We start from the raw sequence: 11600 nt of genomic DNA, 5'->3' as shown, positions 1-11600 counted from the left end.
ATTTTCGGCTGCGACTTCGTAAAGTATCGCAAAATGATCCTCGTCGTACTTCGAGTAACGCGTCGAATCATTTCGCTCACTTTCCTCGTCTCGCTCAAAAATCAGAAATTTCGCCACGAAAGGGGTTTCGAAAGAAGTCTACTCGATTACTCGAACATACCTGCCAGATACCCAGCCGATACGCCCGTCGGAGAGCTCGATTCTATACCAATCCTCTGAAATCTCGAGGTACGGGTAGGTCTCTCCGGGATTAACCTGATCAATAAGCGTAGCGCTCGCCGCCGGGGCGTCACGAACCCGAAGATACCCCAACTCGGTATCGAGGATCTCAAGGCGCTTGGCATTGACCGGTGTACTCTCGCCGCGAGCCTCCGGAGGGGGCGGAGTTTCTCTCGGAGCTGCGGCAGCTTCTTCCGTCTCAGCCGATCCCTGTACCTCACTCGGGGCTGGCGGTACGGGCTGCTCCACAGGAGCAGAGGCGGGAGGGCCACCGCCGGCCTCGGGTGAGGCGCTGAGGCCGCCAATGAGATTATACACCGGCAGAATCACCGCAAGCGCGACGAGCACAACGCCCGACCACACGAAGATGAGCAGTATCGGCTCGAGAAGCACCGTGAGGTTTTTTACCGTCGTCTCGGTCTTCTCCCCGAATGTCTCACCGATCTTACGCAGTGTCTCGGGAAGATGACCTGACTGCTCTGCGGCGACAATTAAATGCTGGATCGTATCCGGAATATATCGCTTGATGGATGTATTCTGCTCAAATGTCTTATGGAATGAGTTGCCCTCGGCGATGTTTTCTCGCAGCGTCCGGTAGACTTTTTTGTAGCGAATCACGCTCGTCGCGTCGTGAAGCGAATCAAGCGCGTGAAGAATATGTATGCCCACGCCAAGCAGCGTCCCGAGGATAAACCCAAAGCGCGAAAGCTCCACTTCTTTTATAAGCCGCTTGATCACCGGAAATCGAAGCAACAGTTCCTGCCCAACAATCTTCGTGCGCGGATGAAAAAAAAGAAAATAGATGGCGAGTAGCACCACGCCGACCGCAAACGGCAGGGCTATATAGCCCCACTTCTCAAGAAAGGTCCCAACACCGATCAGCGCCTTGGTAATAAAAGGCATCTCGAGCTTAAGCTCATTAAACACCTTCGCAAGACGCGGCAGTAGGAACCAGGCGATCGCGGTGCCAATGAGCCCGGTGAGACCCATGATAAGCATCGGGTACATCATCGCGGACTGTATGCGTGAGCGGAAAAAACGCTCTTTTTGCTGTTGGAGTACCACTACTTTTATATTCTCCGTCAGGCGACCGGTCTCCTCGCCGACGCGGATCAGAGAAATAATGTAGTCGGGAAGAAGCCGTACACCCTCAAGCGCCTTCCAGATCGTCGAACCTGCCGCGATCTCTTCCTTGATCCCCTCTATGGCGTTCCGCATACGGTGCGAGCGCAGTTCCGCCTTAATCGAGTCAAGCGAGTCAACGACGCCCATGCCGGAACCAAGGAACATCGCGAGGTTCTCCATGAACGCCTCGCGCTCCTTGCTTATGCCGATATTGGCAAGCCATGCAAACCGCGGCGCTCTCGAGCGCCTCCCGTGACGCGCGCCGAGCGCCCGTGCTCCAGAGAGCGATGCTCTACCGGACGTGGTCTCGTGAGGTTCAGGTTTGCGCGCGCCGCCAAAGACACGGCGCAGCGCATGCACAAGTGCATGCATAAGGTTTGTTGGAGGGGAGAAGAAGTCTACTGTTTCCGAGTCTCCTGGTCGGTGCTTCTGTGAAGCAGAACATTAATGCGCGCGATGATTTCCTTCGTAGAACACTCTGCTTTGACGAGATAGTCCGCGGCACCGAGTCGTTTACTTTCTTTGAGCATCTCCTGGTCCACAATATTGGTCAGAATAATCACGGGTATGTCACGCGACGCTTCATTGGCCTTAAGCCGCTTCAGTACTTCAAAGCCATGCACGTTCGGTAAAAGCAGGTCGAGGAGCACAATGGCAACGGTTTTCATGGTCTCGCTATTGTCGGCAAGTTTGAGGGCTTCCTCGCCATCACCGACATGCATCACCGCGAAACCATTTTTTACCAGGCTGTCAGAGAGGATATGAGCAATATACGGGTCGTCCTCAATAAAAAAGACTGTCAGTTGATTCCCCATGGTATAAAAATTGAAGCACGAAATCGCGTAACATTTGACATGTGACCTTTAACATTTGACACTGGACGACGACAGGTGTTTTCGTTCGTGGTCAATGGTCAAATGTTACATGTCAAATGTCGTAATGTTTTTAGGACGGCGCCGCGACGCGCAACACCTCCTCAACGGTCGTGACACCGGCAAGCGCCTTCTCGATCCCGTCTTCGAACAGTGAGACCGCCCCTTGCTTTTTTGCAAGGTCCCATATCTTCTGTGCGGGCGGGTTGGTCAAAATCAAATCATGCACCTCGCGCGTGATCGCCAGAAGCTCAAATACGGCGATACGTCCGCGATAGCCAGTCCCCTGGCAGGTTTCGCACCCCTTGCCGCGATAGAGGGTCAGCGGCTTATGCGGGAGCGTGCCCGCCGCTTCGGGGTAATCTTTTTTTATCTTTTCTGGAGACAACGTTTCAGAGACACGGCACGTCGTGCATAATCGTCGCAGCAGCCGCTGCGCAACGACGACTTCGAGCGTTGACGCGAGCAGGAACGGCTCGATGCCCATGTAGAGCAGCCGGGGAATCGCGGTTGACGCATCGTTTGCATGAAATGTCGAGAGCAGCAGATGGCCGGTAAGCGCGGCGTTCACCGAGATTTCAGCCGTCTCTTGATCGCGAATCTCGCCGACCAAAATGATGTTCGGGTCTTGACGCACTATAGAACGCAAGCCCTTTGCAAAGGTAAGATCTGTCGCGATATTGACCTGAATTTGGTTCACGCCGGCCATTTTATACTCAACCGGATCTTCGATGGTTGTAATGTTCACTCCGGGACGAATAATGGTTTTCAACATCGCATAGAGGAGCGTCGTTTTTCCTGCGCCGGTCGGACCGGTCACCAGCACCATGCCAACTGGTTTTTTTAAGACCGTACGAAGCAACTCCTGGTTGCGCGGAGAGAGCCCGAGTTCTGAGAGTGCAAGAGAGCGAATATACTCGGAAAGAAGCCGCACCGCGATTTTTTCCCCGTCAACAACCGGCACTATGGAGACGCGCATATCAACGACCTGCTTTTCCTTCAGCAGTTCGTGTCGATAGCGCATCGAACCGTCCTGCGCCGCAAAGTGCTCATCAATGCGCAGGCCCGACTCAACCTTGACGCGATTAAGCACATTGTCGTAATACTCTTTCGGGATATGCCCTGCGTCATGGAGTACGCCGTCTATACGAAAACGGATCACCACCTCTGATTCCTGCGGCTCGAAGTGAACATCAGACGCGCGGGACGTCAGGGCGTCCGCAAAAATCTCCTCAAGAATTTCCGGCGCAACGTGCTCCTCTGAAGCAACGATCTGGCTGAAGCGCGTCTCAAGCGATTTCCGATAATGTCGAAAAATGACGTCAATGTCTTCCGGCAACGAGTAGTGCAGGGCCACCTTTTTGCCGACAAAAAGCGGCGCGAGGGCCTCATGGAGGCCGGGCGCTGTCGGGCGATCAGTGGTCACGGCAACCTCCTCTGCCCCTTCCCCAAAGAGAACGGCGTGGAATGCCACGGCCACTTCTTCAGGAATTTTCAAAACCTGTTCACGCGGAGGCTGCTTGGTTTCAATATCCGCATAGGGTACATGGAAATGCTCTGCGATCGCCTGCCCCAGAAGCTCGCGCGTCAAGATGCCGCTTGAGAGCACTGCCTGCTCGAAGGTCGTATCATGGTCTTTCAGTATTTGCTCCACGCGTGCGACATCCTGCTCGGCGATGTAATTTTCCTTGAGCAATAGTGCCTTTATGTCAAACGTATCGTCCGTCGCAGCCGCCTCTGTCTCGGGCGCGTCAGTACCCACGCTCCTCTGTTCCTCGTCTTTCTCTGCCGTCTCTACCGTTTTTGCGCCGTCTTCCCCTTTTGACTCATATTGTTTTTTAGCCATAGGTACAGCTTACACGATTTCCAACTTCGAATTTCGAATTTCTGATTCCCAAAAATCAAAAATCAGTAATTAGCCGTTGGAAGTTGCGTACGCTACGTCTTTGCAAAAAATGCCCGTACACGATCCACGACCTCACGGAGTGACGTATTGTATTTGAACCAATAATCCTCGACCCCAAGAGCACGAGCGCGGGCCACGTCCTCTGACTGGCTCAAATTCGACCAGATGATGACGGGTGTGCGTTTATCCGCCTCGCGGAGTTCTGCAAGTACCTCAAAACCATCTTTGTTCGGCATGACGAGGTCAAGAATGATAAGATCGTAGTGTGTTTGTCCCAGGAGCTCGATCGCGTCTACGCCGCTTGAAGCGACGGTCGTGTGGTATCCGGCCCGCGTGAGCTTCAAGGCGAGTGCCCGTGTAATAGGCAGATCGTCTTCGCAGAGCATGATGTGGCGAAGTGGCGGAGTCGTGCTCATACCATAAAGTATACTAGACTTCTTCGGAAAGTGCCCGAAGTTTTATTACATTGAGGCGCAATTCTGGATTGCGGAGCCTATCCCGAGCGAAGCGAAGGGGTCTCGCTCCTCGCGATGACGGCTCTGTTAGCGGTCTTGTGGTAGGTGCGAGTGATTACAACGCTACACGCGCGGTTTTGAAGTAAGCTGTTGTACAATACGTTCGACGACCACCGCAAGCGGCGTGCCGAGCTTCACCCAGTAATCAACGGCGCCAAGCTCTTTCGCACGCGCAATATCTTCCGGTTGGCTCAAATTCGACCAGATGATGACGGGTGTGCGTTTATCCGCCTCGCGGAGTTCTGCAAGTACTTCAAAACCATCTTTGTTCGGCATGACGAGGTCAAGAATTACAAGGTCGTAGTGCGTTTTCTTTATGCGATCAACAACCTCACGCCCGTCGTCCAGCACTTCCGGATTAAACCCCGCACTCTGGAGCTTCAACATGAGCGCCCGCGCAAGCGGCGCTTGATCCTCCACGATTAAAATCGTGCCCTTTTTTGGTATAACGACCATAAATAGAGAACGTCGCCCTCATGGGCTACACGACGGCAGGTTATCCCACTCTAGCACAGTGAACGCATGTTAGTAACATGGTACAATAGAGCAGCATGAGCATGGAGACACCGGGAGAAAAAAATAGTCAAAACGCCGGGGCCACCGTGCTCCTTGTTGAGGACAACGTCTACACACGAGGTATCCTCCGCATTGCGCTCACACAAAACGGTTACCGCGTACTCGACGCCGAAGACGGCGTCGTTGCAGAAAAAATTTTAACCGGCACGGAACACGTCGGGACTATTGACTGTATAGTCCTCGATCGCTTGATGCCCCATATGGGTGGTGACGAGCTTCTTGCACGCATAAAACAAAATCCGAGCATCGCAGGGATTCCGATCATCATCCTCTCCGATCTTGAATCTGACGAGGGCGTAGCAAAAGACAGACGCCTCGGCGCTGCGACCTACCTCGTCAAGGTACGCAACATTCCCTACGGAGTCGTCGAGAAAGTGAAGCAGCTTGTCGCTGAGTCGCGCCCGAGCGACCACTCTCATAACACCGCGTCTCCACCGCCCACTCTGTCAAAATAAAATTCCTATATGGGACTGCGGTTCTATAACACGCTCTCGCGCGCGAAAGAGGAGTTCGCTCCTGCGGGTAGCACGACTGCGCGGGTATACTCCTGCGGTCCAACGGTCTACTCCCGTCAACATATCGGCAATATGCGGGCTGCGGTGTTCGTGGACGTCCTGAAGCGCGCGCTCCGATACGATGGCTACGATGTCGAGGATGTGGTCAATATCACCGACGTCGGCCATCTTGCCTCAGATGAGGATGAAGGCGAGGATAAGGTTGCGCGCGCGGCGCGCGAGAGCGGCACAGACCCCGCCGATGTTGCGCGGCATTTCGAGGAGCTCTACTGGGATGATCTCAAGCGGCTTAACATCGTACCCCCCCAATACCGCCCGAGAGCAACTGAGCACATCAGAGAGCAGGTTGACTTCATCCGGGCGCTTGAGGCGCGCGGCCTCACCTATGCAACTGACGACGGCGTGTATTTCGACACCGAGAAGTTGCCGCGCTACGGAGAGCTCTCGCGACAACCGCTCGAAGGGAAAGAGGCAGGCGCGAGAGTCGCGGTTCGGGGAGGCAAACACAACCCGCGCGACTTCGCGCTCTGGAAATTTCTTGTGGGAGAACATGCGGCGCACGCCATGCGTTGGGAGTCGCCATGGGGCGCGGGCTTCCCGGGCTGGCACATCGAGTGCTCGGCAATGGGCCGTCGCTACCTCGGCGAGACTATTGACATCCACACCGGCGGAATTGAGCACATTCCGATCCACCACGAAAACGAGATCGCGCAGAACGAAGGCAGTGGCCTCCTCACCGTACGTTTTTGGGTCCACAACGAGCACCTACTGCTTGAAGGCGGAAAGATGTCGAAATCGCTCGGCAACATCCTCTCGCTCGACGACCTTGCGGCTCGCGGCGTCTCTCCCCTTTCATTTCGCTACTGGCTCCTCACCGCGCACTATCGGTCTCCCGTGAATTTCACTTGGGCAGCCGTCACGGGAGCGCAGCACGCACTCTCGCGTCTCAGTCAATATGCGGTCAGTGCGCGAGGAGGGTCTGACCCTCCTCGCGAGGAGGGTCAGACCCTCCTCGCGCAAACTCGCACTACGCAAACATACAACGATCGGTTCATTGAACGTATCAACGACGACCTCGACACACCAGGCGCGCTTGCAGCGCTCTGGCACATGGTCAAAGATGATTCGGTTCCGATCGAGGAAAAACGCGAGGCACTCCTTGATTTCGACCGAGTGCTCGGCCTTGGGTTCAAGGAGCGCGGAGGCGAACTCGCCGCGCTCGCCGAAGAGCCCGTGGTCCCTATTGAGAATCTGCCGGAGGACGTACAAAACCTTGTTCGCGAGCGCGATAAGGCGCGCTCGGAGAAAGATTGGGCACGCGCAGATGCGCTCCGGGCCGCTATCCACAGCCGCGGCGTCAACATCGAAGACACAGCCAGGGGATCAGTGATATCATTCCAAAAAGCCCCGTAGGGCTGGCCCACCACGAACATTTTATCAAAAAATTACTAACCCTGTAGTATGAATATGCGAACAAAAGTATTCTTCGTCGGAGTTATAAGTATTGTATGTCTCTTTGCACTCTCGACTGAAATTGCGCAGACAGAAGCCTCTGGAGCGCCTATCATCATCTCTGCTTTTCCCACAAACAACGCCACGAATGCGGGACTGGGCGCGGTTTCCACGCTCACGTTCTCCGAAGCTCTTGATCCCGCATCCGTAAACACAACCAATATCAAGCTTGCCACCACGGTAGGAAATAGCGCCGTTCCCTTCACCACCAACTACACCCCGGGCACTACTCTTGTGACGATAACACCGACAGGCGATCTTAAACCCGGCATCTCTTACACCCTTTCCGTAACCACGGGAATCAAAGACACAACAGCCACGCCTCTTGCTGCTCCCTATGCCACCACCTTCACCACCGGCTTTATAAAGTGGCATGCGGGGGCGTATATCCTGGGCAATGTTGACCAAAATGTCGTCGCCGCCGACGGATTTTTGACCAGCGAGAGCAGTACATACGCCACCGGTTTTGCGATGCGGGCGAGCTGGGTTCTTCTTGAGGGAGCAGGGGAAGGAATATATAACTGGACACCTCTTGACGCGAATCTTAACGTGCTCAAATCGAAAGGGAAAAAGGTTTCTCTGGCTGTTTTTCCGTTCCAGCCGGTGCGTATCACATCCGGGTGCAACCCTAGCACACAGGATTGCCTTGACTTCTTCCCGCACCCGTCATGGGTACGGCCCTCCCAGACGTATTACGCCTTGTTCAAAGACGATAAGAACTGCCGCGCCTATCCTGTCCCATGGGACCCAGTGGTGAATGAAAAATGGCTCAACTTCCTGCGCGCGCTCGCGCGGCACCTCGCCGAGGCCAATCTTCTGGACACGGTCAGCTATGTGAACGGCGCCGGAGACGCCATCACGCTCAACTGGGGCATACACAATCAGATCCTAAAGACATATTCGGACCCTTCCTGCACCGTTTCCACAACATGGTCTGCTTTAGGGTACACGTCACAAAAAATGATAGACGTTATCAAGCAAAACATTGATGCCTTTGCGCACGCGTTTCCAGACAAGATACAATGGTTCTCTGTCGGGGACATTGTGATGACGCCACAACTCGATCCGAGCAAATCATATGTCGCCCAAGAATCTCTCAATTACGGCCTTGCGCGGTATCCGGACCGCTTCGGGCTCTGGAGAGAGGATCTCTCGGCAAAACGTCTAGGCAAAACCCCGCCGCCTTCCGAAAGCATTTGGGAGCTTATGTCCAAATACCGTCCCAAACTCGGTGCACAGATGATCGCTCCTGCGGGAGGTACGACCATGAGCGTTCCGGGCACTGCAAAGGACGTTGCGCTTCGCACCGCAATCGAAATCGGGAGCTCCAACGATACTGGCAGTGTAGACGGTACTCCCGACGGATATTACGTGATGCCCTATCAGGAAATTTATCAACTGGATGTGGCTGATGCCGATCCGCTCATGATCCAGGTGTTCAAGGATGCCACCACCATCTTCAAATGGCAATCTGACGCAACGCCGCCTTCCATCCCTTCAACGCCGTCTGCAAGCGCTATCACCACCAGCAGCGTTACGCTCTCTTGGTCAGCATCTACCGATCGTTGGGACAAGACTAACAGCTACACCGATTCCTTGACGAATGTTGTCGACTACTGGGTCTATCTCGGCACGACACAGGGCGGGAAAGAGGTCGAGAACACCAACCAGCTCGGCAACGTCACCACCTACACCGCAAGGATGCAACAAACAAGTGGGGTATAAATGACTTCTCGTATAAGACGGTGAATAAAGGCGCCCTGCCCACCATAACGCTCTCTGCGGCCCCAACGAGTATCGCCCCAGGCGAGTTCTCGTCCTTGAGTTGGTCCACAACAAACGCAACCTCCTGCACTGCCTCCGGCGGCTGGACCGGTGCCCGGGCTCTCTCCGGAGGCGAGGTGGTTAATCCCACCACGACGAAAACCTATACCCTCTCTTGCACAGGGACCGGCGGCACTACATCAAAAACTGCAACCGTAACGGTGATGTGACCGTGACCAAGACAACGCACATCACTGAGCTACAATCGTGAATCGTGACTATGACTAAAAGCCGCCACACTGCCTCGAGGGCACGTGTGGCGGTTAGAAACAGAGTACAGTTTAGACTCATTCGAGGCCAAGCCTCAAAAACGCCTTGTGGACGATTCCAAGTGGATCAGCAGAAATAAGCGGAACGGTGATGCAGGGGATATCAAGGGGCCGAGCGATCCTGCGGAGCTCCTCAAAACACCTGCTCTGGCAGAGTGCCTCACGCTCTGCTCGGCCTCCCCTATGCAGCGAAAGCGCACGTGTTGATCTGCTCAAAGAGTCAAAAAACGCTGCGCGAAAACGAACTGGCTCAAACCCCGCCCACTCATCGAGCATAAAAAACACACCCTGCACATTCCGACTGCCGAAGTCAAGCGTGCGGAATCGTCGCATATACTCAGGCGTCGTTTCGTTGAAGTCGGAAATGACAATGAGGAGCGTGTTCGTAAGCTGGCGTGCTCCAATATACTGAGTGAGGTCGGACGGCTCTGTATCAAACGTCGCATCGGCAAGCCACGTCTCCGTCCTGCCCCAGTCGGTGCTCCGCACCGACCGCACGTCAAAATGCACGAGCTCGAATCGATCGCGATACCGGAACGCAGAGAGCGCGAAGAGCCAGGCAAGCGCCTCGCTGTATGCACGCTTTCGTCTCGGGTGCTCCATTGTGCTCCCGGCGTCTATCGCACAGAGTACGCCGATCTCGCGGTCAGGGTGATACTCGCGGACCACGAGTGCCGTATCGTCATCAGAAAGGCGCGCCGATGCAAGCCAATCTATGCGTGAGAGAGGATCGGCAAGATCGTACTCGCGCACCATCCGAAAATCAATCCCGCTTCCCGAAACCGCGCTTCGGTGCACACCACCTCGAAAGTCCGCGATAACCTTGTCTATCCTGAACCGGAGAAGCGACGTCGGTTTCTTCAGGGGTGGAGTTGGCATCAGAGTACTCCTCTCTCACCACGCCTCATGGATGAGCCGTTTGATAATCGTATCCACCGTGTCGAGAATGCTGTCTTGCTTCCATAGGGTGCGGAAATGCCGCAGCACGCCTTTGCGAAACACGATGCGGTGGCGCAGAACGGGTAGCATGACTGCGCGGACATCGTCCGGCGTCACATAATTACGATATTTGAATATCGCGGCAAAAATGCGCGCGGCGCCCAAGAGATGAGTTTCCCCGCGTCCCTGCAGGCCCGAGATGATAACCGTGTCGTCAATCTCATCCGCGAGATCCGTGAGACACCCGAAAGCGCGTGGACTGTTAGTGATTTCCGCGAACCGGCCGATGCGCTCTTCCACCTCTTTGGGAACATGAACGGTATTGAAGAAAAATTCTCTGATCTTCAATACCGCGGTCTCGTCACATACCGCTCGCAGTTCAATATTTTGGAATTCATGCGAACGACGCAAGATCTCCGTAAACTGATCGGCGGTAAACGCATGGGCGCGCACTAAAAACATAAACCGGTCGAGGAGCGCTTCAGACATCGGAAACACGCCTTCGTTTTCGAGCGGGTTTGCGGTCGCAATGATGAACGAGGGTACCGTATGCGTCTCTCCTGCAATCGTGATAGTACCTTCACTCATCAGCTCCAGGAACGCGCTCTGGGTTCTTGGGGTGGTGCGGTTAATCTCGTCGAGAACGACGATGAAAGAAAACCCGGGGCCCTTGATCAGTCTGAAGTACCGCCGGTCATTCTCGCTGATATCAATGATCCGATTGCCGGTGAAATCACTCGGCAGCGCATCAGGTGTCCCCTGGAACCGGGCGGTGCTTGCTCGCACCACTTTCGCCGGCACTTTTGCAAAAAGGGTCTTCCCGGTACCAGGAAGCCCCAAATAAAAGACGTGCCCGGGACCGAGATGGTCAAGATCGGTATCGCCAACCGCGAACATACCCATCAGCGTTGCATTGCGCATCGGCTCCTGCGCGACGAGAACTCTGTCATACGAATACTTCTGGGGCCAGATGACCTGGAGGAGGTGGCGCGCATGCTCCGCGCTACACTCGGCCTCTTCTGGAAAATTCGGATCCATGCCAAATTCTGGCAACACGAATCGCTCTGCGTCTTTACGGGTGATCATGTATGTACTCCTCGTTCCTTTTTTTATGTAGGCGACTCTCTGTCAAAGACAGTCTCTTCTGTATCGAAGCGTATGCGCTACGCTGCGCCCCGTCAAGATGCTGTATGAGGCCACCCATCTCTGCACTCTGCGGGTAATCTCGACGCCTCGGTCGGCCTCCATGATAGCAGAAACTGGAGCGGTGTCATTTTATTCTTGAACGCATAGTGTACTCGCTTCGTATTGTAGAACACGAGGTAGTC

Annotated in this window: 11 protein-coding genes; 4 read left to right on the top strand and 7 right to left on the bottom strand. The window is 54.7% G+C overall.

Translation table 11 applies throughout. The features are described from left to right. Positions 1-138: 138 nt before the first annotated feature. The 5 genes from Q8R39_04810 to Q8R39_04790 form a co-directional block, all read right to left on the bottom strand. Positions 139-1716: a type II secretion system F family protein gene (locus Q8R39_04810; GenBank protein ID MDP3735710.1), complete on the bottom strand. Its 1578-nt coding sequence runs from the start codon at positions 1714-1716 to the stop codon at positions 139-141. 26 nt (positions 1717-1742) lie between these two features. Beyond that, on the bottom strand, positions 1743-2159 hold the full coding sequence (locus tag Q8R39_04805) for a response regulator (GenBank protein MDP3735709.1): 417 nt from the start codon (positions 2157-2159) through the stop codon (positions 1743-1745). A gap of 130 nt (positions 2160-2289) precedes the next feature. Then, on the bottom strand, positions 2290-4062 hold the full coding sequence (locus Q8R39_04800) for a GspE/PulE family protein (protein MDP3735708.1): 1773 nt from the start codon (positions 4060-4062) through the stop codon (positions 2290-2292). A 92-nt stretch (positions 4063-4154) separates the two neighbouring features. Continuing rightward, positions 4155-4538, bottom strand: coding sequence for a response regulator (locus tag Q8R39_04795; protein ID MDP3735707.1), 384 nt, complete (start codon positions 4536-4538; stop codon positions 4155-4157). 162 nt (positions 4539-4700) lie between these two features. Further along, positions 4701-5093 carry a response regulator gene (locus Q8R39_04790; protein ID MDP3735706.1) on the bottom strand — a complete coding sequence of 131 codons (393 nt, stop codon included), beginning with the start codon at positions 5091-5093 and terminating at the stop codon, positions 4701-4703. A gap of 95 nt (positions 5094-5188) precedes the next feature. Between Q8R39_04790 and Q8R39_04785 the strand changes: the two genes are divergently transcribed. From Q8R39_04785 to Q8R39_04770, 4 genes are read left to right on the top strand one after another with little or no spacing between them, the layout of a single operon-like run. Continuing rightward, positions 5189-5668 (top strand): response regulator, encoded by a 480-nt coding sequence (locus tag Q8R39_04785; GenBank protein MDP3735705.1) that lies wholly within the window; start codon positions 5189-5191, stop codon positions 5666-5668. Positions 5669-5677: 9 nt separating this feature from the next. Beyond that, the gene (gene cysS / locus Q8R39_04780) at positions 5678-7141 is read left to right on the top strand and encodes a cysteine--tRNA ligase (GenBank protein MDP3735704.1); all 1464 of its coding nucleotides are present in this window, start codon (positions 5678-5680) and stop codon (positions 7139-7141) included. Positions 7142-7189: 48 nt separating this feature from the next. Continuing rightward, entirely contained in the window at positions 7190-8965 is a 1776-nt protein-coding gene (locus Q8R39_04775) for an Ig-like domain-containing protein (GenBank protein ID MDP3735703.1), read from the top strand. 20 nt (positions 8966-8985) lie between these two features. Next, a complete protein-coding gene (locus Q8R39_04770) occupies positions 8986-9234 on the top strand; it encodes a hypothetical protein (protein ID MDP3735702.1) in 249 nt (82 codons plus the stop codon). A 117-nt stretch (positions 9235-9351) separates the two neighbouring features. On the opposite strand, the gene Q8R39_04765 is transcribed toward Q8R39_04770, so the two are convergent. Further along, the gene (locus tag Q8R39_04765; GenBank protein MDP3735701.1) at positions 9352-10212 is read right to left on the bottom strand and encodes a DUF58 domain-containing protein; all 861 of its coding nucleotides are present in this window, start codon (positions 10210-10212) and stop codon (positions 9352-9354) included. A gap of 15 nt (positions 10213-10227) precedes the next feature. Beyond that, positions 10228-11358: an AAA family ATPase gene (locus Q8R39_04760; protein MDP3735700.1), complete on the bottom strand. Its 1131-nt coding sequence runs from the start codon at positions 11356-11358 to the stop codon at positions 10228-10230. Positions 11359-11600: the final 242 nt, after the last annotated feature.

The sequence above is a fragment of the bacterium genome (assembly GCA_030697645.1).
GTDB lineage: Bacteria > Patescibacteriota > Minisyncoccia > Phycocordibacterales > VMGT01 > JAUYPI01.
Note: the sequence above shows the minus strand (reverse complement) of the source record. Positions and strands in the feature narration are given on the sequence as shown.

Excerpts from the sequence above, each read along its gene's own strand:
- Q8R39_04775 (MDP3735703.1), top strand. The coding sequence starts at position 7,190 with ATGAATATGCGAACAAAAGTATTCTTCGTCGGAGTTATAAGTATTGTA.
- Q8R39_04760 (MDP3735700.1), bottom strand. The coding sequence starts at position 11,358 with ATGATCACCCGTAAAGACGCAGAGCGATTCGTGTTGCCAGAATTTGGC.
- Q8R39_04785 (MDP3735705.1), top strand. The coding sequence starts at position 5,189 with ATGAGCATGGAGACACCGGGAGAAAAAAATAGTCAAAACGCCGGGGCC.
- Q8R39_04790 (MDP3735706.1), bottom strand. The coding sequence starts at position 5,093 with ATGGTCGTTATACCAAAAAAGGGCACGATTTTAATCGTGGAGGATCAA.
- Q8R39_04805 (MDP3735709.1), bottom strand. The coding sequence starts at position 2,159 with ATGGGGAATCAACTGACAGTCTTTTTTATTGAGGACGACCCGTATATT.
- Q8R39_04765 (MDP3735701.1), bottom strand. The coding sequence starts at position 10,212 with ATGCCAACTCCACCCCTGAAGAAACCGACGTCGCTTCTCCGGTTCAGG.
- Q8R39_04810 (MDP3735710.1), bottom strand. The coding sequence starts at position 1,716 with ATGCATGCACTTGTGCATGCGCTGCGCCGTGTCTTTGGCGGCGCGCGC.
- cysS (MDP3735704.1), top strand. The coding sequence starts at position 5,678 with ATGGGACTGCGGTTCTATAACACGCTCTCGCGCGCGAAAGAGGAGTTC.
- Q8R39_04795 (MDP3735707.1), bottom strand. The coding sequence starts at position 4,538 with ATGAGCACGACTCCGCCACTTCGCCACATCATGCTCTGCGAAGACGAT.
- Q8R39_04800 (MDP3735708.1), bottom strand. The coding sequence starts at position 4,062 with ATGGCTAAAAAACAATATGAGTCAAAAGGGGAAGACGGCGCAAAAACG.